The organism is Bradyrhizobium sp. DN3 (assembly GCF_041357655.1).
Taxonomy (GTDB): Bacteria; Pseudomonadota; Alphaproteobacteria; order Rhizobiales; family Xanthobacteraceae; genus Bradyrhizobium.
Genome location: NZ_JAULLN010000048.1, coordinates 13,198 through 33,867, shown reverse-complemented (window position 1 = coordinate 33,867; position 20,670 = coordinate 13,198). Strand labels below are relative to the sequence as shown.

The window sequence follows — 20,670 nt, the reverse complement described above, 5'->3', positions numbered from 1 at the left end:
CCCTCACCCGGATCGCATCTTGCGATGCGATCCGACCTCTCCCTACGGGAGAGGTGAACCAAGGCCACAGCAGCCGGCGGCGATACATCTAAAATCGGGACGATATTCTTCGCCCGCTCAGTGCCCCTCGAACGTCATCAGCGTGCGCACCGGCACGTCCATGGCGCGCAGCTTGGCGGCGCCGCCGAGTTCGGGCAGGTCGATGATGAAGCAGGCCGCGACGACATTGGCGCCGATCTGGCGCAACAGCTTCACCGCGCCCTCCGCGGTGCCGCCGGTGGCAATGAGATCGTCGACCAGGATCACGCGCTCGCCGGGCAGGATGGCGTCGACATGCATCTCCATCTCGTCGATGCCGTATTCGAGGGAGTACGCGATGCGCACGGTGGTGTGCGGCAGCTTGCCTTTCTTGCGGATCGGCACGAAGCCTGCCGAGAGCTGATGCGCCACCGCGCCGCCGAGGATGAAGCCGCGCGCCTCCATGCCGGCGACCTTGTCGATCTTGTTGCCGGCCCAGGGATTGACGAGCTCATCGACCGCGCGGCGGAAGGCGCGCGCATCCGCAAGCAAGGTCGTGATGTCGCGGAACATGATCCCCGGCTTGGGATAGTCGGGAATGGTGCGGACGCTCGCCTTCAAATCGTGGTCAAAGGTCATTGGTGCCTCTCAATCAACGCGCGCATCCAGCCGGAACGCGTTTTCAACAATACGCAGCCCCACCTCGCCGCCAAGCGACATCAACGATTCCGGGTGGAATTGCACGCCGGCGACCGGCAGGGTCTTGTGCTCGAGCGCCATGGCGACGCCATCCTCGGTACTGGCGGTGACGTTCAGAACTTCGGGCATGCTGTCGCGCTCGACGAACAGCGAGTGATAGCGGCCGATGACGATCTCGTTCGGCAGATTGCGCATCAGGCGGCCGCCGCGCACCTGCACCCGCGAGGGCCGGCCGTGGGCGGGATGGGTGAGCTGGCCGAGTTCGCCGCCAAAATATTCGCCGATCGCCTGCACGCCAAGGCAGACGCCGAACACCGGCAGCTTCTTCTCCAGCGCCGCATCGATGGTCCTCTTGATCGCGAAATCCTCCGGCCTGCCGGGGCCGGGCGACAGCACCAGCAAATCCCACTTCTTCTGCTTGAGCATGTCGAGCGCATGCACATAGCGGACCACGGTGACGCTGGCACCGACCTGGCGGAAATAGTCGGCGAGCATATGGACGAAACTGTCGTCATGATCGATCAGCAGCACCTGCTTGCCGCTTCCGGTCGCATCGGGCGCGAAGGTCGACAGCGGCTTTGGCGGATCGCCGCGTAGCGCCTGGAACAGGGCAGCGGCCTTGACCTGGCATTCGCGATCTTCCGCGGCGGGGTCTGAATCGAACAGGCAGGTCGCGCCGACACGCACTTCAGCCAAGCCATCCTTCATGCGGATGGTGCGGATGGTAAGGCCAGTGTTGATGCTGCCGTCGAAATTCACCGCGCCGATCGCGCCGGCATACCAGCGCCGCGGCGAGCGCTCGTGATCCTCGACGAACTGCATCGCCCAGAGCTTTGGCGCGCCTGTTACCGTCACCGCCCAGGCATGGGTAAGGAAAGCGTCGAGCGCGTCGAAGCCGGGCCTCAGCATGCCTTCGACATGATCGACGGTGTGGAACAGCTTTGAGTAAGTCTCGATCTGCCGCCGCGCCAGCACCTTGATGGTGCCGGGAACGCAGACGCGCGCCTTGTCGTTGCGGTCGACGTCGGTGCACATGTTGAGCTCGAACTCGTCCTTCTCCGAGTTCAGGAGCTGGCGGATCTGCTCGGCATCGCCGATCGCATCGGTGCCGCGCGCGATGGTGCCTGATATCGGGCAGGTCTCGACGCGGCGTCCGTCCGAGCGCACGAACATCTCCGGCGAGGCCGACACCAGGAATTCGCCCTCGCCGAGATTCATCAGCGCGCCGTAGGGCGACGGGTTGATGACGCAGAGGCGCTGGAACACTTCGGCCGGCGAGCGGTCGCAGGGCTCGGCGAAGAGCTGGCCCGGGACCGCCTCGAACAGATCGCCGCGCGCGAAGGCTGCGCGCGCCGTCTCGACGGTGGCCTGGTATTCGCCGGGGGCGTGATCGGCAAAGCCCTGGCGCGGCGTCTTCAGATATGGGCTGTCGGCAGTCTCGCGCGGCAGGCCTTCGGTCGACTTGCCCTTCCAGGCGAAATCGTAAGTGAGCACCACGCCGCGGCCGGTGGCGCGGTCATAGGCCAGCAGGCGATCGGGCACATAGAGCACGATGTCGCGCTGGTCGTTTTCGCGCGGCCGCTTCTGCACGAGGTCCTCGATCTGGAACACGAGGTCGTAGGCGAAGGCGCCGAACAGGCCGAGCAGACCGTCGTCATTGGCGGCGAAGGCGGCGACGAGATCGCGCACCAGCGACATCACGCTGGCACGCCGGGTACGCTGGTCCTCCTCGACCGGCGCATCGCCGCGGATGATGTGACCTGCAAGCCGCGTGGCCGTCTTCTCGGAGATCACCACGCAGGGCTCGCGCAGGACCTCGGTGAGAAAGGCGATCAGCACCTGCCCGCGTTGGTTCAGCGCTTCCAGCTTGAAATTGACACCTGATGTCTCGAGCTTGAGCGGCGGGTCGGAGAAGCCGAGATCGAAGCTCTCGTAGCGGCCGGGCACGGTCGTGCCCGAGGACAGCACCACGCCGCGGCGGCGGTCGAGCAGGCTGACGAGATCGTCGAGCCGGCTCGCGCCGCCGGTGAACTGCTCGGCCACGCGCGTGATCGCGAGACCTGCACGGGTCACATAGTCGCTTCTGGCCGGGAGGGCAAAGACTGTCCTGTTCATGTCGTCCTCTTACGAAACTTGCCGAGGGAACGCCACACAGGACAAACGATCAGGCCGCCGCACTGCGTTGGCGACCTCAGACGATTTGGGAAAGGAAAATCGCACCGGCCACCTCGTTAGGAGGTGCGCCACCAGAGACGGGCTGGGCGGACGGCGGTGCTCATGGGGCGGATACTCACCATGGCGCGGGGGCGGCGTCAAGGGCGGCGCCAAGGGCTGTAGCCCGGATGGAGCGCGGCGTAATCCGGGGTCATGCCACGAGACAATCCCCGGATTACGCTTCGCTCCATCCGGGCTACGGGCTATCAGCCGAGATGTTTTCGGAAAAACTCCGTCGCCCTGCCCCAGGCGAGTTCGGCGGCCTCGCGGTCGTGCACGGCCTGGCGCTGCTCGTTGACGAAGGCGTGCTCGGCGTCATAGCGGAACAGCTCCAGGGACTTGCCGGCGGCCTTCATGGCCTTTTCGAAGCCACTGACCAGCTCCGGCGTGCACCAATCGTCCTTGTTGGCGAAGTGAGCCTGGAGCGGGATCTTGACGTCGGCGGGCTTGGCCGCCTGCTCCGGCGGGATGCCGTAGAACACGACGCCGGCCGCGAGCTCCGGGATCTTGGTCGCGCCGATGATGGTGACGGCGCCGCCGAGGCAGAAGCCTGTTAGCCCGACCTTGGCGCCGTTGCGCGACAGATATTGCGTGGCGCCGCGCACCGTCTGCGTGGTGGCGTCCATGAAGTCGAGCGAGTTCATCTCCTTGTTGGCACTGTCCGTATCGTGATAGGGCACCACCTTGCCCTTGTAGAGATCCGGCGCCAGCGCATCGAAGCCCGCGAGCGCAAAGCGATCGCACAGGCCCTTGATCTGGTCCGACAGGCCCCACCATTCCTGGATCACAACCACGCCCGGCGCGTTGCCGCGCCCGGCATTGGCGAGATAGCCCGAGGCGTCCTTGCCGTCCGGGCGCTTGAAGGTGATGGTGGTTCCCATGGTGTCCTCCGACGAGTTTTGGGGAGCGGTTGTGGGTATTCTGGCGGGTGCAAGAGGATGACGCAATCCACACGCACGTCTTTCCGGGGCGCCCGAAGGGGCGAACCCGGAATCCATCAGGCTACAGCATTGGTGGAGGAATGGATTCCGAGCTCGATGCTACGCATCGCCCCGGAATGACCGCCCAACAAAAAAGCCCCCTCGCGGGGGCTTCTTCATTTTCGTCTCGTCTTACGCCACTCAGTGCGAGCCGGCCCAGACCTTCTTCTTGGTGAAGTACATCAGGCCCGCGAAGATGATCAGGAACACGAACACCTGGAAGCCGAGGCGCTTGCGCGCTTCCATGTGCGGCTCTGCGGTCCACATCAGGAACGTGGTGACGTCCTTGGCGTACTGCGCGACCGTGGTCGGCGAGCCGTCATCGTAGGTCACCTGGCCGTCGCTGAGCGGCTTCGGCATCTTGATGGCGTGACCCGGGAAGTACTTGTTGTAATAGGAGCCTTCCGGGATGGTGACGCCCTCGGGCACCTTCTCTTCAAAGCCCTGAAGCACGGCCGTGACGTAATCCGGACCCTGCTCCTGGTACTGGGTGAAGAAGTCGAAGATGAACCAGGGGAAGCCGCGCTTGTACGAGCGCGCCTTTGTGATCAGGGACAGGTCCGGCGGTGCCGCACCGCCGTTCGCCGCACGCGCGGCCTGCTCGTTCGGGAATGGCGAGGGGAAATAGTCCGCCGGCCGGCCCGGACGCTCGAACATGTCACCGGCATCGTTCGGGCCGTCCTTGACCTTGTATTCGGAGGCAAACGCCGAGGCCTGCGCCACCGAATAGCCGGGGCCGCCGGCTTCCGCGAGGTTGCGGAAGGCGATGTAGGACAGGCCGTGGCAGCTGGCGCAGACTTCCTTGTAGACCTTCAGGCCACGCTGGAGCGCGCCGCGGTCGAACTTACCGAAAGGGCCCGAGAACGACCATTTGTTGGCCGGCGGCTGGTCGTTGCCTTCAGACGCTTTCGCGCTGTCGATCGAGCCCGCGAACAACGAACCGGCGAGCGCAAGCATGATCGCGGTCGACACCATCGGCGTCGATCTGCTCCCGGTTTTGGCCAGCACCGCATCCGAGATCGAGTTCGGAACCGGTCGCGGCTTCTCGATGCGCGCGAGCAGCGGCAGCACGATCAGGAAGTAGGCGAAGTAGCAGACCGTCAGCACCCGGCCGGCAATCACGTAGATGCCTTCCGGCGGCTGCGCGCCGAGATAGCCGAGCAGGATGCAGACCACGACGAAGATCCAGAAGAACTGCTTGGCCAGCGGACGGTACTTCGACGACCTCGTCCTGGCGCTGTCGAGCCAGGGCAGGAAGGCAAGGATGATGATCGCCCCGAACATCGCGATGACGCCCGCGAGCTTGTTCGGGATCGAGCGCAGGATCGCGTAGAACGGCAGATAATACCATTCCGGCACGATGTGCGGCGGCGTCACGCCCGGGTTCGCCGGGATGTAGTTGTCGGCGTCGCCGAGATAGTTCGGCATGTAGAAGATGAACCAGGCGTAGAGCAGCATGAAGCAGGCGACGCCGAACATGTCCTTGATGGTCGCGTGCGGCGTGAACGGCACCGTGTCCTTTTCCGTCTTCGGCTCGACGCCATCAGGATTGTTCTGACCGGCGACGTGCAGCGCCCAGACGTGGAGCACGACGACACCCGCGATCAGGAACGGCAGCAGGTAATGCAGCGAGAAGAAGCGGTTCAGCGTCGGGTTGCCGACCGAATAGCCGCCCCACAACAGTGTCACGATGCTCTCGCCGACATAGGGAATGGCGGAGAACAAATTGGTGATGACGGTGGCGCCCCAGAAGCTCATCTGGCCCCAGGGCAGCACGTACCCCATGAAGCCCGTGGCCATCATCAGCAGGTAGATGATGACGCCGAGGATCCACAGCACCTCGCGCGGCTCCTTGTACGACCCGTAGTAAAGGCCGCGGAACATGTGAACGTAGACGGCGACAAAGAACATCGAGGCGCCGACCGCGTGCATGTTGCGCAGCAGCCAGCCGTAATTGACGTCACGAACGATCAGCTCGACCGACTTGAAGGCGAGATCGGCATTCGGCGTGTAGTGCATCGCCAGGATCACGCCGGTCAGGATCTGCATCGCCAGCATGAAGGAGAGGATGGCGCCGAAGGTCCACCAATAGTTGAGGTTGCGCGGGGTGGGATAGGCGACGAAGGAGGAATGGATGAGACCAAAGATCGGCAGACGCCGCTCGATCCATTGCAGGGCCGGATTGCTCGGCTGGTAGTCGGATGGTCCGCTCATGATGCGATCCTGAGGAAATAATACGACGAGACGGCGCGAAGCTTCGGACGCGGGTCCGAAGCTCAGCCGATCTGGATTTTGGTGTCGGAAACGAACTGGTACGGCGGCACTGGCAGGTTCGCGGGCGCGGGCCCCTGGCGGATGCGGCCGGACGAATCGTACTGCGACCCATGGCAGGGGCAGAAGAACCCGTCGTAATTGCCCTCATGAGCGATCGGGATGCAGCCGAGATGGGTGCAGATGCCGATCACGACCAGCCACTGCTCGTGGCCGGACTTGACCCGGGCTTCGTCGGACTGCGGATCGGGCAGGCTCGCCACGTTGACGGCGCGCGCTTCGTCGATCTGCTTCTTGGTGCGGTGGCTGATGTAGATCGGCTTGCCGCGCCAGAACACCTTGATGTCCTGGCCCTCGGCGATCGGGCTGAGATCGACCTCGATCGGCGCACCGGCGGCGATGGTCGAGGCATCCGGATTCATTTGAGAGATGAAGGGCCAGAGCGCGGCCGCGCTCCCTACTGCTGCGGCTGCCCCCGTTGCAACGAATAAGAAATCACGGCGTGTCGGATGGTCCGCCGAAGACGCTGTCGTCACGATTCCAACCCTTTCTTCTTATGCGACCGGTCGAACCGCTCCGGGGGGCGCCCATGAGGTCCCCGGAAGGCTGCCGGCGCCCGCGGCCCCCCGCGGCGGCAGAACTTTGCTTGCTCACGCCCAAAGCGGGGAAAACAGCAGTCCAGAATCGTTCTATTGGCACCCTTGCCGGGCGAGCGCAAGCCCGCTATCGGCGCGGGAGCGTGCAATGCACGAATTCCCGGGGATGCGATGTTTTATTGAGACATTTTGCGCCCGCAACCAGCCCGCCACAGCCCATGCAGATAGCGCTTTTCCAACCCGACATTCCCCAGAACACCGGCACGATTCTCAGGCTCTGCGCCTGTCTGGGCATGGCCGCTCACATCATCGAACCGGCAGGGTTCCCCGTCTCGGACCGCTCGTTCCGCCGGGCGGGAATGGACTACCTTGACCAGGTTAGCATCACCCGCCACGACTCCTGGGCGAGATTCGAGGACTGGCGTGCGGCACAAGGCTACCGCCTGCTGCTGTTCACCACCAAAGGTGCCACCGACTATCGCGATTTCCGTTACCAGACGTCGGACATCCTGCTATTCGGACGCGAGAGCGCCGGCGTCACGGATGCGGTGCTCGAGGCTGCGGATGCGCGGCTGGTGATACCGATCAGGGCCGGCCTGCGGTCGCTCAATGTGGCCATGACCGCGGCGATGGCCGCCGGCGAGGCGCTGCGCCAGATCCGGAACCCCGAAGGCCCAAAGGATTGAGGAGAGAGAGTTGAGTTACGCGGTCAAGGAAATCTTCCTGACCCTGCAAGGCGAAGGCGCCCATGCCGGGCGCGCGTCGGTGTTTTGCCGTTTTGCCGGCTGCAACCTCTGGAGCGGCCGCGAGGCGGACCGCAGCGAGGCGACCTGCAAGTTCTGCGACACGGATTTCGTCGGCACCGACGGTACGCTCGGCGGCCGCTACGCCTCGGCTGCGGAACTCGCCGACACCATCGCCGCGCAATGGGCCGCATCCACCGCCAATCGCTATGTGGTGCTGACCGGCGGCGAGCCGCTGCTCCAGGTCGATGCCGCGCTGATCGATGCGCTGCACGCGAGAGGCTTCGAGATCGGCGTCGAGACCAACGGCACGATTGCCGCCCCGGAGGGGCTCGACTGGATCTGTGTCAGCCCCAAGGGCGGCAGCGAACTCGTGCTCCGCCGCGGCCATGAGCTGAAGCTAGTCTACCCGCAGGCGCTCGCCGCGCCCGAAGCCTTCGAAGGCCTCGCCTTCGAGCGCTTCTCGCTGCAGCCGATGGACGGACCCGAGGTCGCCCAAAACACCGCGCGCGCGATCGATTATTGCCTGCGCCATCCGCAATGGCGGTTGAGCGTGCAGACACATAAATCGCTCGGCATCAGATAGGATTGTTGACGGACAGATGTGGGAATTGACGAAATCGTTCCGCTTCGAGGCGGCGCACTCTTTGTCGGGCACGACGTTCGGTGCGGCGAGCGAAGAGATCCACGGCCACTCCTTCCGCGCCGAGGTAACGGTTCGCGGCACGCCAGATCCCAACACTGGCATGGTCGTCGACCTCGGGCTCCTTCAGCGCGCCATCGAGGACGTGCGCCTGATGCTGGACCACAAGTACCTCAACAAGATCGAGGCGCTGGGCACCCCGACGCTGGAAAACCTCTCGCGCTTCGTCTGGGAGCGGCTGGCCCATATCGATAAGCTCACCCGCGTCAGCATCCACCGCGACAGTTGCAACGAGAGCTGCACCTATTACGGTCCGCAAGGATGAGATTCGTAGGGTGGGCAACGCGCAAGCGTGACCACCGTTCGGAATCGCGGTGAATGGTGGGCACGGCGCAAGGGCGCCTTTGCCCACCCTACGGCAGGTTCGTTTCGGGAATTGAGTATGGACGTTTCAACAATCGAAGACCGCAAGGGCCGCGCCCGCGCCTGGTTCGAAGCCTTGCGCGACGACATCTGCGGGAGCTTCGAGCGGCTGGAGGACGACGCGCCGCAAAGCCTCTATCCGGGCGAAGCCGGCCGCTTCAAGCGCACGCCGTGGCAGCGCACCGATCATACCGGCGCGGCCGGAGGTGGCGGCGTGATGTCGATGATGCATGGCCGCCTGTTCGAGAAGGTCGGCGTGCACTGCTCGACCGTTCACGGTGAGTTCGCCCCTGAATTTCGTGCTCAGATCCCCGGCGCCGCGGAGGATCCAAAATTCTGGGCCTCCGGCATCTCGCTGATCGCGCATCTACACAATCCGCATGTGCCCGCGGTGCATATGAACACACGCTTCGTCGTTACCACAAAAGCCTGGTTCGGCGGCGGCGCCGACCTCACGCCGGTGCTGGAGCGGCGGCGGACGCAGGACGATGCCGACAGCATCGCCTTCCACGCCGCGATGAGGGAGGCCTGCGCGCAGCCGAGCGGTGTCGCCGACTACGACAAGTACAGGAAGTGGTGCGACGAATATTTCTATCTGCCGCACCGCAAAGAGGCGCGCGGCATCGGCGGCATCTTCTACGACTGGCATGACAGCGGCGACTGGGACGCAGATCTTGCCTTCACCCAGGACGTCGGCCGCGCCTTCCTGAAGATCTATCCTGAGATCGTGCGGCGCAATTTCGCGACAAGCTGGACCGCTGCGGATCGCGAGGAGCAATTGATCCGGCGCGGCCGCTATGTCGAGTTCAACCTGCTCTACGACCGCGGCACCATCTTCGGGCTCAAGACCGGCGGCAATGTGGATTCGATCCTGTCGTCGCTGCCGCCGGAAGTGAAATGGCCATGAGCCTCGCCATGCCACCGCTCCCTCGCGCCATGCTGATCGACATGGACGACACCATCCTGTCGGCCTATGGCCGGCCCGAGATCGCCTGGAATACGATCACGGCCGAGTTCGCCGAAGAACTCGCGCCGCTGCCGCCAGCGCTGGTCGCAACCGCGGTGCTGGCGTTCGCGTGCAACTTCTGGGCCAATGCGGAAGCCGCATGGCGGCTGAAGCTCGCCGAAGCCCGCCACCTCACGGTCAAGGGCGGCTTTGCCGCGCTCGCGGCCGCCGGCCATCGCGCCCTGCCCGACGATCTCGCCATCCGCCTCGCCGACCGTTTCACCGCCTATCGCGAAGAGGAGATGTTCGTCTTCCCCGGCGCGCATGAGGCCATCGACCAGTTGAAGGCACTCGGCATCAAGCTCGCGCTGGTGACCAACGGCGCCGCCGATACCCAGCGCGCCAAGGTCGAGCGCTTCGAGCTCGCGCACCGCTTCCACCACATCCAGATCGAGGGCGAGCACGGCTTCGGCAAGCCCGAGGAGCGCGCCTATCTGCACGCGATGGAGACGCTCGGCGTCAGCGTGAAGGACACCTGGATGATCGGCGACAATCTGGAATGGGAAGTCGTGACGCCGCAGCGCCTCGGCATCTATTCGATTTGGATCGACGTGCATGGCGACGGCCTGCCCGAGGGCTCGATCGTCAAGCCCAACCGCATCATCCGCTCGCTGACCGAGCTCCTGCCGGGGTAACCAAGGACCGCGAAAACAAATTATCGAAAAACAACCCCATGCACAGTAGGGCGTTGCTGCAAATTCAAGGGCTTACGGCAACGCAAACTCGATTTTCGATTTTACGAAATTCTTTTGACACGTCGGGCAAAACAGGGGCATGATGGCATCGTCGCGGGCTTTGCGATGAAGGCTCCCTTTGCCACCGGCCCCGGCACTTGGGCGTTCCGTGCATGGGAGTGCGCGGTCTGACCCACCGCCCCCGTTTTCCGGATGTCATGACAAATTGCTAGCTTCGCGTCCGGTCGATCAACGCGAAAGGACAATCCATGGAAGTGAAAGCCGGCGATGTCGTGATGCTGAAATCCGGCGGCCAGCCGCTGACGGTCGCGGAGGTGAAGGAGAACGACGTGCTCTGCCTCTGGATGGGCATGGAAGGCGATCTGTTCCGCGAGACGTTGCCGCTGGCCACGCTCGCGCGCGTTGAAGAGGACGAAAGCGACGAAGACGACGAGGATGAAGACGAGGACGAAGACGACGAGGAGTAGGCAGACCGAAGACCGCCCCCCTGGTCAGATCGGAGTGCTCGGCTCCGGCGCGCCCGATGTCCGCTTCTCTGCCACTAGCGCGCAATAGCGGACATCGCTGAATGTCGCAGAAGGGCCAACAGGCGATTTCACCTGAACGGACGCTTCTGGCGCAAACCGCACGTTTGCCTGTGCACGTTGTCAGTTCGGGAGTTCTTATGACGCGAATATCGGTCCACTTTCCACGCAGAAGCCCCGCTTGCAGGAGCAGAAGTTTCTTCATCCTTGGGGCAGCGACGCTTTGCCCAAATCATCGAGCACGCGTTGCCGAACAGCATCGGACCGATAGGGGAACACGTAGCGAATGTTCGCTAGGCTGACGTTCGAATTCCAGTTTTGCAATCCTGCCACTGCTACTCTGGCTTCCTCAAGTTGACCGAGCGAGGCATGAGCCGCTGCCCTGTACACTAAGTCCCTAAACGCTGGCTGATTGATCTTCGCCAGCTCATCGACAGCGTCGTGGATTTTGCCGGCCGCGTAATATGCTTCTGCCAAATAGGTGTGGAACCAGGGCGGATAGTTAGGATCGAGCTCGCTCGCTTTGCGAATGGAGGCCAACGCCTCCATCGGCCGTCCCGCAAAGGTCAGCGTCTGCGATAGATCGACGTGGACAATGGCGTCGACCGGCGCCATCGCAAGCGTTATCTCCCGCTCGTCAAGCGCGCGGCTGTAATCCTGTTTGCAATAGACATAGGCAAGAGCCATCAGCCAATGGCCGTGCATCTGCCCCAGCCGCGGGACATCCTTCCCAGCCATTCCCTCATTTCCGAGGGCGAAGGCGCGATCAAGATCGCGCCGCGGGTCGTCGCTGAAGCCTCTGCGAACATCCTGAAGATATGTCCAAGCCAGCTTGATCTTGATGATGGCCGAATCGGGGAACCGCTTCAGCCCCTCAAAGGCGATCTGCCGCGCTTGCTCCAGGTCCTCTTTTGGGCCGCGCATGATTAGCCCATGTATCCGCAGGAAATAGTCGTATTCCTGAAGCTTCGCGGGATCCTTGCTCCAAGCATTACGGTAATCCGCCCCGCGAATCTCGCCGTGCATGCTGCCCACTGAACTGACAATCTTGTGAGTGACCGCATCCTGTAGGGCGGCAACATCATTGCCCTCCTCATCGTAACGCTGCGCCCAGACATGGTGCCCCGATGCTGTCTCGATTAGCTGCGCCGTGATCCGCACCCGATCGCTATCCTTCCGAACACTACCTTCGAGAATGTAGCGCGCGCCGAGCTCGCGGCCGATCTGCCGAATGTCAGGAGCCTTTCCCTTATACGCGAAGGCCGAGGTGCGCGAAATTACACGGAGCTCCGGGTTCTGCGAGAGCCATGTAGTTAGGTCTTCAGTGATACCATCGACGAAATACTCAAGCGCCGGATCGCTGCTCATATTTGCAAAAGGTAGCACAGCGATTGACGGTTGCTCGGAAAGCAAACCTCCAAACGAAGGTTTCGGCAGCACAGCGGCAGTTTCAGTAGGCGAAGTTCGCTGCAGCCAATACGTAACGCTGGTCACACCCATCAGCGCAAGCAGTGCCGCCGCAACGAGCCAACCGCGGCTCCTGAGCAGCAATGGCGCACGCGAACTGCTGCCTGGGTGGACACGATACACCCGCACGGCCTCTGCGATGTTCTTAACTCGTTGCTCGCCAAGAAAGTCATATCGGAGGGGAAGTTTGTTCCTAACTTGATCAAAAACTGCACCGGAGATGTAGACTGTGCCCGGCTCGGCCAGATTCTCCAACCGAGCAGCGATGTTCACTCCGTCGCCGTAAATGTCCCCTTGATCCAAAATGATATCGCCGACGTTGATCCCAACACGAAACTCAATCCGCCTCTCCCTCGGCACATCCGCATTGCGTTCAATCATTCCGAGCTGGACCTCGGTGGCGCAGCGCAATGCTTCCACAACGCTGGGGAATTCGATTAGAACGCCGTCACCGGTCGTTTTGACAATGCGGCCTTTATGCTCGGTAATTTTTGGATTGATCACTTCACGCCGATGAGCCTTGAGGCTTTCAAGGGTGCCCTCTTCGTCTGCACCCATGAGGCGAGAGTAGGCGACTACGTCGGCGGCCAAGATCGCGGCCAGTCTCCGCTTGGCGTGTTTTGGAGCTGTAGATTTATCCGCGCTGGGCATGCGAGCCTCCCTACTGGAAGAGCACACGGCTCCGCAGAACTCTCCGATTGACGAGAGGAGCGCCCTTCAATCGCGACTTTGCGCCGGCTGTTCCGGCCTCCCGTACATGCACCTACGTCGCCATCGCTTCTAGTTGGGCGGGGCGGCCGGCTCAAAGATCGATCTCCATCCTCCGACCTTCACAGGCCCTTTTCAAGCGCCTTGCCTGCCATCATGCTGCGACGCCAGTCACCATCGTTGCGAAGTCTTTGGGACGGAGGCGTCCTGCCATTTTGTTAAACCATCCAAATATTGGCGGAACAGCGGAGATTACTGTCAGCAACACTGACGAAACGGAGAAAAGCAGCTGCAGTTCGCCGACGTCAAAGCGAATGGAATATTCAATCTCAGATCTTTGAGTGAAACGGGTGCATCACAGCAAAAACGGGCTGACCATGTCGCAGATGGGTCAAAGGCTGCCCTTGGCAGTCTGCATGATGCTATTCTGCTCACCTCTCGGAAGCGGGCAGTGCGCACGCGCTCGCGGAACTCCAACGCGCTGGAACGTCTCAGGGGAAGCGACCTCGTGAACCAAGAGATCAACGTTCTGGGCGTGTCGGATAAGACTTTCAGAGGTGCGGGTATCTCCGGAGAGCACGACAGAGCGACCGGAATAGTCGATGCGATAGCCGAAAGCGGACTTCGCCGGCGCCCCTGGGCCGTCGCCGCTGGGGCAAGGGCGAGGGCAAATAGTACAATTCCTAACATGCGCTGGATAATTTTTAAGGCCATGCGCTGCCCTCCTCTTCGAAATCTAAAGAATGATGACGTGTGCTGCCGCTCGTACATCGCGCGTCTCGAAGCCCTAGACCAATTTTTTCGGCCAACCTCTGAGTGGGGGCAAGATTGGAGATGCCGGGGGCCTACGCATTCCCGATTTTCAAGCAACAAAGCGTGCCGCAATCGGCAGACATTTAAATTGCAACGCCGGGTAGAGGCGCGTGCTGGATATTTAAATTTCGTATCCAATTTGTTTGGAGTTGGCCAATCCGAATACCGTCACCAGCGCGGCTCTCCCCCGGAGCGGCACGATGGACTTATGATCATGCGGCCGTGATCGCTATTCTAACTTGCCATCCTGAGGTTATACAATTAAAATGCAAAAAATATAATGCATTTAAATGATGCGGGACGGCGAGATCCCGAGCCCGCTTTAATTAGGGAGGGCTGATCAATGGCCATTAAAAAGAATGTCGTTTTGAGGGGCGCGGCGGCTCCGACAGAGGTAACGGTTCCAACCTTCTCCTTCAGCCCCAACGATTCCCTCGCGCAGTTGATCGTCGACGCGTGGGTCGAAGATGATTTCCGAAATTCGCTGCTGGAACGTGAGGCGGACAACACTACCGTGACGGCCGCCGCCGCGAACCGAGCCAAAGTCGCGCTCGCGGCGCGAGGTATCTATCTGAACCGCGCGGTCATCATCACGGAAGAAGAGCACGATAGTCACTACATCATGCAAGACCCCGATGAAGTCGTCTTTGTGCTGCCGAACAGAGGCCGCGTGACCCCTCGACCCGGCCAGTCTCTTCTGGAAACGGCTCGCTTGCTGATGTCTTGTACGCCCAACGGAATCTAGCGCCGTTACCGCTCGGTTCGAGGGGAGGCGCGATCCGTCTCCAGTTTGAAGCGCGTGTCCGAAGTGGCAACGGCAGACAGACGGTCACTGCAGGTTGGGAGGTTTCTAATGGAGCGGTTGAGGACGGAGTGGGTCAACGTCACGGGTGATATTTCGATCATTGCTCGCGACTCCGGACAGGTCTGGTTCCACACCACGGGTGGGACGAAAGGGAACGTAGATCCATTCGCGACGCCGATGACGGGCGTGGGTACGGCGGGCAGCGCGATCGGGCTGCTCGACGGCGCGATCAATCTCGGATTTGCCGCGATTGAAGAACGCCTCGCGCGTCCGGACCAGACGCTCGCGGGCTATGTTGTGGCCCTGGTCGGCGCCTATCACACGTCTGTCGATACGCCTCGAAATCTGCGGCGCGCGGCCAGCCGCTTCGAGGAGCTGGGCAGGCCCGAGGTCGCGGCCTACCTTGAAGAACGGGCGCGCGAGGAGTCTGGTCACGATCGCCTCGCGCTCAAGGACCTGCGCGCGCTCGGTTTGCCGGCCGAGCGACTCGTCACCAATTTCATCCCGCAGGGGATCAAGCCGCTCTGCAAGCGCTTCGATGACCTTTGCTCGCAGGACTACCCGATCGGCTGCATAGGGTACTCCTATTGCCTGGAGCGCATCGCCGCGCTCAAGCAGAAGGCCGACGTCGAGAAGGTCCAGGCGCTGTGTCCGGATGGCGTCGACGCGACCCGCTTTCTCAGAAGCCATAGCTCTCTCGGAAGTGAGGCCACGCACGTCAAAGACACCATCGACTTCGTCGCGTCTCTTCCTGCGAGTGACCGTATCACAGTCGTTCAGGAGACGTATGAATCGGCACTGATCATGGCGGAAGGCTATAACCACGAACTCCATAAATCCGAAGCCGAGATGGTCGACGAGCTTCGACAGGCGATCGGAGAAGCGCTCCCATACTGTCTCAGTTCAGGGCCTTCAAAAGACGAGGATTGCAGCGCTCGCCCCGCGGCTTGAGCAGAACGGCGCGACGTCATCGCGGTTTGCTGGGCCTGAGCGCAAGCACTCACTGTTCCGGCGTCCCCGTCGTGAGATAGTATAAGGGGTCCTACGGCGGTAAGAGGAGGGCCTCTTCGATGACGAGGACAAACACCGACTTAGCCGAGTGGCTGGTCAGACACGGTCTAGGCCAGTACGCCCAAGCCTTCGCGGAAAACAACATCGAATATTCCCTCCTTCCGGATTTGACGGAAAACGATCTCAAGCAAATTGGAGTTTCTTCCTTAGGTCACCGCAAGAAGCTGCTTAGGGCGATTGAAGCATTGACCGCTTCGCGCGAGCCCGGCGGCGAGACGCTTGCGGGTTCAAGAGTCGCTGTGGCGCCGCCCTCCATTGCGCAGCATCGCGAACCTGAGTTCCGTCAGATTACCGTACTGTTCAGCGACCTTGTGGCTTCTACACAGCTCTCCGAGAAGCTGGACCCTGAGGATCTCCAAAAAATTATCGACGCATACCGGGAGGAATGCAGCACCGCGATCGGGCGGTATGGCGGCGAGGTGGCCCGGTATTTCGGCGATGGCGTAATGGCATTTTTCGGCTGGCCCTCCGCTCATGAGGATGACGCCATTCGTGCCGTTCACGCCGCACTGGAGATCGCGTCCGGGGTCACGAAGATTTCAGGTCCGGTTACTCTGTCTTGTCGAGTGGGTGTTTGCTCTGGACCGGTTGTTGTCGGTGACATTGGAGATAGCGGCCGCTGGTCGATGGACGCGGTGGGAGAGACGCCGAACATTGCGGCGCGCCTGCAGGCCCTTGCCGCTCCAGATACGGTACTCATCTCAGAGACGACGAGGCGTCTCATATCGGCCGCTTTTGATTTTCAGGACCTCGGCATCCAGAAACTCAAGGGTGTGACTCAACCCCTTCATTTGTATCGCGTGCTGGCGGCGAAAAGCACGGTTAGCCGCTTCGAAGCTGCGCATACGGGCTCTCTTACTCCGCTCATTGGACGCTCAAGCGAGCTGAGCCTGCTGCTCGACAGGTGGCAAAAAGTCAAGGAGCGTGATGGCCAAGTCATACTTCTTTCGGGTATTCCGGGAGTCGGGAAGTCGAGGCTGCTCCACGAGTTGAAATCGCATATTCAGCAGGAACCGCATATTCTGCTGCATCATCAATGCTCGCCCTACCACAATCAGAGCGCGTTCTTCCCCGTCATCGAGCAGATCCAACATTCGGCCCAAATAACACCGCGCGAGCCCGATGCAGACAAGCTCGCCAAGCTCAGGGCTTACCTTCCCGACAATTCCGCCGAACCGGTCCTGCTGGTCGCCAGGCTGTTATCCATCCCGGTGCATGATCACCTCCAATTGTCCCGCCTGACCCCGCAGCAAATAAAGAACAGAACCATAAGCACGCTTGTCGATATGCTGTTGGCGTTCTCCGTCCAAGGGCCCACGCTCTGCATCTTTGAGGATGCACACTGGCTGGATCCGTCGACGGTCGAGCTGCTTGACCTGATTATCAGCCGGATCGACCACGCCCGCGTGCTGCTTATCGTGTCGTGCCGGCCGGAGTTCCGCCCTGCATGGATCACTCATGCGAATATCACCGTGCACTCGCTGACTCGATTATCGCACACGGAAGTGAAGGCGATGATTGGAGGTCTGTTGAGGGGCGGGAGGATGCCTCAGCCGCTGCTGGACCAAATTATCGAAAAGGCCGATGGCGTCCCGCTATACATCGAGGAACTGACAAACAGTATGTTGAGCGCACCTGTACTCGGTCGAGGTGCGTCCGAGCGTACGGCACAAGCAGCATTGCTCAGGGTTCCGGACACGCTGAGTGACGCATTGATGGAGCGGCTCGACCGCGTTGCGCCGAGTCGCAAACTTGCAATGATTGCGGCGGTGATCGGGCGCGAGTTCTCCTATGATCTGTTGTCGGCCGTATCGCAACTCGACGAAGATAATATCCTGTCAGCACTCTCGCTGCTCGAACAGGCTGACATCATATATCGAGTCGACATTTCGCCCTCCCTCCGCTTCGCGTTCAAACACGTGTTGCTGCGTGATGCGATCTACGATTCTTTACTCAGGAGCAAAAGACAGCAGATCCACGCCGAGATCGCCACAGTCCTGGAGCATGACTTTCCGGAGCTTGCGGAAAATCAGACCGAAGTCGTGGCGTATCATCATCAGGAAGCAGGCAATCACAATTCGGCTATCCGTTATTGGCTCAAGTCCGGGCAGCGCGCGCTCGCGCACTCCGCCAACATCGAAGCGATTGCCAATTTTCGAAGTGCGCTTCAGCTTCTGAAAACGATGCCCGAAACGCCCGAGCGGACCAAACAAGAGGTCGAGGTTCAGCTGGCGCTGGGAATACCGCTTATCGCCGTCAAAGGATATGCCTCCACGGAAACCCGCGAAGCGTTTTCCAGAGCTCGCTCCTTATGCCTGCGTCTCGGCGACATCCCTGAATATTTCCAAGCCCTGTTTGGGTTGTGGGGACACTCATGGATGGGTGGAAGGAATGATGAGGCGCTCAGCATGGCCGATGAGTTTCTGCTGCGGTCACGAGGCTTGTCTAGCCCCGTGCTGTCGATGGTGGCTCATAGAGTGATGGGCAGCACGTTGTTGACCATCGGGGACTTCCAATCCTCAGCGAATCATTTCGAAGAGACGATCAGGCTTTCGATCAGCGAAGGAAGACAGCCCCTTTATCACCTTTACATGGTGGAGCCTCAAGCGGCTTCACTGCTGCTTCAGTCCTGGGACTTGTGGTTCCTCGGCTATCCCGATCGATCCCTTTCGCGCGTGTCGGAAGCGTTGGCCCTGGCTCAGGATCTTGCTCACCCGTACACAGTGGCGTTCGCTCATTACATGACCTCTGTCGTGCACCTTCTGCGCGGGGACGCCGCTCGCGCTCTCGAGAGCGCCCAGAACAGCTTCGAAATGTCACAAGAACAGCGGTTTTCGCTGTACGTAATTCTATCGCGAATTTCGCGAGGCCGGGCCGTCGGCGAGATGGGCCGAATTGAGGAGGCCCGATCCGAGATCGCACTGGGAATCGACGAGGCGCGGCGCAACGGTGTCGGTTTCATGCTGCCAATGATGAATAGCTGGCTGGCGGAAATTGACGCCAAGGCCGGCGAGAATGAACGCGCACTATCGTTGGTCGAAAGGCTCCTGGCCGGCATAGATGATGTGACGGGCAGGGCATGGGAGTCGGAATTACACCGGCAAAAGGCCCAAATTCTCCTATCGCTCGACCCATCGAAAGTCGGCGACGCCGAGTCTCATCTTAGGAAATCCCTTGAAGTGGCGCGTGGTCAAAGCGCCAAGTCCTTGGAGTTGCGCGCTGCCACAAGCCTCGCAGAACTCTGGCGGAGGCAAGGAAGGATTGATGAGGCGCGCGCTCTGCTAGAACCCGATCTGCGATTGGTTTGACGAAGGAGCCGAAACGGCTGACCTCATGCGTGCGCGCGATTCTCAATGCGCGCTGCATTAATCCTGCCTCTCGCAGAAGTGACAGCCAATCGGACCCTTTCCCGTCGACCCGCCATGAGCGGACATGATGGCGCTGGTCCGCCAGGTTAGCTCGGAGCCGCCCTCCGGCGGCCAGCCGTTGACGGTCGCGGAGGTGAAGGAGAACGTCGTGCTCTGCCTCTGGATGGGCATGGAAGGCGATTTGTTCCGCGAGACGCTGCCGCTGGCCGCGCTCGCGCGCGTGGAAGAGGACGAGAGCGACGAAGACGACGAGGACGAAGACGACGAGGAGTAGGCACACCTAAGACCGCACCCTGGTCAGTCAGATCGGAGTGCCGGCTCCGGCCCGCCCGATGTCCGCCTCTCTGCCACTAGCGCACAATAGCGGACATCGCTGAATGTCGCAGAAGGGCCAGAAGGGGACCTACTGATCAGTTCTGGCCGATCGTTTCCTCGCGATCGAACTGCCGAAATGACAGCTCGGGTCGCCATTTCGTCAGACCGGATCGGTGCTTCGTCTTCGCAGCAGCGCGAACCCGATATTTGGTCCGAGCTGCTGCGTGTAAGCGAGGTTGATCCACAGCATTGCCAAAGGCTCGAGGTAGCGACTCATGGCCAGCGGGCCGGTGTCGATCGGGTCGAAACCGAGGTCTGCGACAAGCGCGATGACGATCTGCTTGGCGGGCGTATCGTCGCCGGCAAGTGCCATCATCAGCTTTCCACCGGGATAGTCGCTGTCTGCCATGTTGCGGGAGCCCGTGGTGCTGAACGCTTTGACGACGCGCGCGCTCGGCGCAAGCCGCGCTACGGTCTCGCCGCCTGAATCGCCAAATCCGATCGCAAGCTCCCTTTCGGATTTGAGAGGATCGGTCGTGTCGATCAACACTTTGCCGGCGAAGTCACCCAGCGATCTTATCGTCGCCTCGACGGCGGCCCAGGGGACCGCGAGCACAATCACATCGGTACTGGTTGCAGCATCGTTCAGGGGGACAACGCCAAAACCCTGCTCTCTCAGCTCTCCGGCTTTGTCGCCGGCCACATCGCGCGTCGCGAACGTCACGCGATGGCCCCTCTTGAGCCATCCGCCCGCTAGCGCACGGCCTACATTGCCCGAACCGGCAATCGTGATCTGCATGGTATGCTCCCGTGCGATTCTGCCGAACATATACTGTCGTGCGCAGGCAAGAGCTACATCGGCTCTGGGTCAATCGCGTCGGTTGCGCCGCGCTGCTAGGGCTTCCGGTCGGCGCTGCTTAGCTGACGTAGTTGGGAAAGCCAAGGTCCCGGTAGACCTCATCCGGCAGGGTGATGAAGCGCGCGACTTCGCTCTCCACGTCCTGCTCGCGGCAGAACACATGGGCGTCGTCCTGCTCGAAGGCACGCGTCCGCATGATGCCGTGGAGCGAGCCTGAAGGCTCATTGCGGTGGCAGGCACCGAACTCGGCATAGCGGAGCGGAAGCTCCCGCCACGAGCGTAGCCCATTGGTTTCCTGATGAGCGGACCCGGCAATCGCTTTGGAATATCGCTTATGGGCCTAACAAACCTCCGCTCATCGAAGGGAGTCGGTTCCAAGATTTCCTTTCTGGCGTCTCTCCGGACTTACGTTCTCCAAGACGGCGACGTTGACGGCCGCTAACCCGACTACA

General features: G+C 61.5%; 18 protein-coding genes. 10 read left to right on the top strand and 8 right to left on the bottom strand.

From position 1 onward, the window contains the following. Positions 1 to 117: 117 nt before the first annotated feature. From AAE027_RS37540 to petA, 5 genes are all read right to left on the bottom strand, one after another. A complete protein-coding gene (locus AAE027_RS37540; protein ID WP_128935586.1) occupies positions 118 to 657 on the bottom strand; it encodes an adenine phosphoribosyltransferase in 540 nt (179 codons plus the stop codon). A gap of 9 nt (positions 658 to 666) precedes the next feature. Further along, entirely contained in the window at positions 667 to 2,832 is a 2,166-nt protein-coding gene (locus AAE027_RS37535; RefSeq protein WP_370990431.1) for an anthranilate synthase component I, read from the bottom strand. 305 nt (positions 2,833 to 3,137) lie between these two features. After that, a complete protein-coding gene (locus tag AAE027_RS37530) occupies positions 3,138 to 3,812 on the bottom strand; it encodes a dienelactone hydrolase family protein (protein WP_370990430.1) in 675 nt (224 codons plus the stop codon). Between the two features lie 240 nt (positions 3,813 to 4,052). After that, positions 4,053 to 6,125 (bottom strand): cytochrome b/c1, encoded by a 2,073-nt coding sequence (gene fbcH, locus AAE027_RS37525; RefSeq protein WP_091894238.1) that lies wholly within the window; start codon positions 6,123 to 6,125, stop codon positions 4,053 to 4,055. 62 nt (positions 6,126 to 6,187) lie between these two features. Continuing rightward, the gene (gene petA / locus AAE027_RS37520) at positions 6,188 to 6,718 is read right to left on the bottom strand and encodes a ubiquinol-cytochrome c reductase iron-sulfur subunit (protein WP_091894240.1); all 531 of its coding nucleotides are present in this window, start codon (positions 6,716 to 6,718) and stop codon (positions 6,188 to 6,190) included. A 278-nt stretch (positions 6,719 to 6,996) separates the two neighbouring features. Here petA and AAE027_RS37515 point away from each other — a divergent pair, with 278 nt between their 5' ends. From AAE027_RS37515 to AAE027_RS37490, 6 genes are all read left to right on the top strand, one after another. Continuing rightward, positions 6,997 to 7,464: a tRNA (cytidine(34)-2'-O)-methyltransferase gene (locus AAE027_RS37515; protein WP_249760248.1), complete on the top strand. Its 468-nt coding sequence runs from the start codon at positions 6,997 to 6,999 to the stop codon at positions 7,462 to 7,464. A gap of 10 nt (positions 7,465 to 7,474) precedes the next feature. Further along, complete coding sequence (queE, locus tag AAE027_RS37510) at positions 7,475 to 8,107, top strand: 7-carboxy-7-deazaguanine synthase (RefSeq protein WP_370990429.1); 633 nt, start codon at positions 7,475 to 7,477, stop codon at positions 8,105 to 8,107. 16 nt (positions 8,108 to 8,123) lie between these two features. After that, the gene (locus tag AAE027_RS37505; RefSeq protein ID WP_370990428.1) at positions 8,124 to 8,489 is read left to right on the top strand and encodes a 6-pyruvoyl trahydropterin synthase family protein; all 366 of its coding nucleotides are present in this window, start codon (positions 8,124 to 8,126) and stop codon (positions 8,487 to 8,489) included. A gap of 117 nt (positions 8,490 to 8,606) precedes the next feature. After that, entirely contained in the window at positions 8,607 to 9,494 is an 888-nt protein-coding gene (gene hemF, locus AAE027_RS37500; protein ID WP_370990427.1) for an oxygen-dependent coproporphyrinogen oxidase, read from the top strand. Beyond that, positions 9,485 to 10,228 carry an HAD family hydrolase gene (locus AAE027_RS37495; protein WP_370990426.1) on the top strand — a complete coding sequence of 248 codons (744 nt, stop codon included), beginning with the start codon at positions 9,485 to 9,487 and terminating at the stop codon, positions 10,226 to 10,228. Before hemF ends, AAE027_RS37495 begins: the two co-directional genes overlap by 10 nt. Before the next feature lie 308 nt (positions 10,229 to 10,536). Further along, the gene (locus AAE027_RS37490; protein ID WP_128935594.1) at positions 10,537 to 10,755 is read left to right on the top strand and encodes a YodC family protein; all 219 of its coding nucleotides are present in this window, start codon (positions 10,537 to 10,539) and stop codon (positions 10,753 to 10,755) included. A gap of 258 nt (positions 10,756 to 11,013) precedes the next feature. On the opposite strand, the gene AAE027_RS37485 is transcribed toward AAE027_RS37490, so the two are convergent. Then, entirely contained in the window at positions 11,014 to 12,930 is a 1,917-nt protein-coding gene (locus tag AAE027_RS37485; protein WP_370990425.1) for an adenylate/guanylate cyclase domain-containing protein, read from the bottom strand. A gap of 1,213 nt (positions 12,931 to 14,143) precedes the next feature. On the opposite strand from AAE027_RS37485, the gene AAE027_RS37480 reads away from it, so the two are divergent. The 4 genes from AAE027_RS37480 to AAE027_RS37465 all read left to right on the top strand — a co-directional run bounded on the left by AAE027_RS37480 (position 14,144) and on the right by AAE027_RS37465 (position 19,318). Further along, on the top strand, positions 14,144 to 14,545 hold the full coding sequence (locus AAE027_RS37480; RefSeq protein ID WP_091894255.1) for a hypothetical protein: 402 nt from the start codon (positions 14,144 to 14,146) through the stop codon (positions 14,543 to 14,545). 108 nt (positions 14,546 to 14,653) lie between these two features. Further along, a complete protein-coding gene (locus AAE027_RS37475) occupies positions 14,654 to 15,556 on the top strand; it encodes a hypothetical protein (RefSeq protein WP_370990424.1) in 903 nt (300 codons plus the stop codon). A 119-nt stretch (positions 15,557 to 15,675) separates the two neighbouring features. Beyond that, positions 15,676 to 18,984 (top strand): adenylate/guanylate cyclase domain-containing protein, encoded by a 3,309-nt coding sequence (locus AAE027_RS37470; protein WP_370990423.1) that lies wholly within the window; start codon positions 15,676 to 15,678, stop codon positions 18,982 to 18,984. A 127-nt stretch (positions 18,985 to 19,111) separates the two neighbouring features. Further along, positions 19,112 to 19,318 carry a DUF2158 domain-containing protein gene (locus tag AAE027_RS37465; protein WP_370990455.1) on the top strand — a complete coding sequence of 69 codons (207 nt, stop codon included), beginning with the start codon at positions 19,112 to 19,114 and terminating at the stop codon, positions 19,316 to 19,318. A gap of 201 nt (positions 19,319 to 19,519) precedes the next feature. Here the strand turns inward: AAE027_RS37465 and AAE027_RS37460 are convergent, their stop codons facing one another. Both AAE027_RS37460 and AAE027_RS37455 read right to left on the bottom strand, forming a co-directional pair. Continuing rightward, positions 19,520 to 20,158 carry an NADPH-dependent F420 reductase gene (locus tag AAE027_RS37460; RefSeq protein WP_370990422.1) on the bottom strand — a complete coding sequence of 213 codons (639 nt, stop codon included), beginning with the start codon at positions 20,156 to 20,158 and terminating at the stop codon, positions 19,520 to 19,522. 118 nt (positions 20,159 to 20,276) lie between these two features. Further along, on the bottom strand, positions 20,277 to 20,534 hold the full coding sequence (locus tag AAE027_RS37455) for an aminoacyl--tRNA ligase-related protein (protein WP_479714264.1): 258 nt from the start codon (positions 20,532 to 20,534) through the stop codon (positions 20,277 to 20,279). Positions 20,535 to 20,670 lie beyond the last annotated feature (136 nt).

Bases quoted from the DNA above. Each gene is read 5' to 3' on its own strand.
- AAE027_RS37540 (WP_128935586.1), bottom strand. From the start codon at position 657: ATGACCTTTGACCACGATTTGAAGGCGAGCGTCCGCACCATTCCCGAC.
- AAE027_RS37535 (WP_370990431.1), bottom strand. From the start codon at position 2,832: ATGAACAGGACAGTCTTTGCCCTCCCGGCCAGAAGCGACTATGTGACC.
- AAE027_RS37530 (WP_370990430.1), bottom strand. From the start codon at position 3,812: ATGGGAACCACCATCACCTTCAAGCGCCCGGACGGCAAGGACGCCTCG.
- fbcH (WP_091894238.1), bottom strand. From the start codon at position 6,125: ATGAGCGGACCATCCGACTACCAGCCGAGCAATCCGGCCCTGCAATGG.
- AAE027_RS37515 (WP_249760248.1), top strand. From the start codon at position 6,997: ATGCAGATAGCGCTTTTCCAACCCGACATTCCCCAGAACACCGGCACG.
- AAE027_RS37505 (WP_370990428.1), top strand. From the start codon at position 8,124: ATGTGGGAATTGACGAAATCGTTCCGCTTCGAGGCGGCGCACTCTTTG.
- hemF (WP_370990427.1), top strand. From the start codon at position 8,607: ATGGACGTTTCAACAATCGAAGACCGCAAGGGCCGCGCCCGCGCCTGG.
- AAE027_RS37495 (WP_370990426.1), top strand. From the start codon at position 9,485: ATGGCCATGAGCCTCGCCATGCCACCGCTCCCTCGCGCCATGCTGATC.
- AAE027_RS37490 (WP_128935594.1), top strand. From the start codon at position 10,537: ATGGAAGTGAAAGCCGGCGATGTCGTGATGCTGAAATCCGGCGGCCAG.
- AAE027_RS37485 (WP_370990425.1), bottom strand. From the start codon at position 12,930: ATGCCCAGCGCGGATAAATCTACAGCTCCAAAACACGCCAAGCGGAGA.
- AAE027_RS37480 (WP_091894255.1), top strand. From the start codon at position 14,144: ATGGCCATTAAAAAGAATGTCGTTTTGAGGGGCGCGGCGGCTCCGACA.
- AAE027_RS37475 (WP_370990424.1), top strand. From the start codon at position 14,654: ATGGAGCGGTTGAGGACGGAGTGGGTCAACGTCACGGGTGATATTTCG.
- AAE027_RS37470 (WP_370990423.1), top strand. From the start codon at position 15,676: ATGACGAGGACAAACACCGACTTAGCCGAGTGGCTGGTCAGACACGGT.
- AAE027_RS37465 (WP_370990455.1), top strand. From the start codon at position 19,112: ATGGCGCTGGTCCGCCAGGTTAGCTCGGAGCCGCCCTCCGGCGGCCAG.
- AAE027_RS37460 (WP_370990422.1), bottom strand. From the start codon at position 20,158: ATGCAGATCACGATTGCCGGTTCGGGCAATGTAGGCCGTGCGCTAGCG.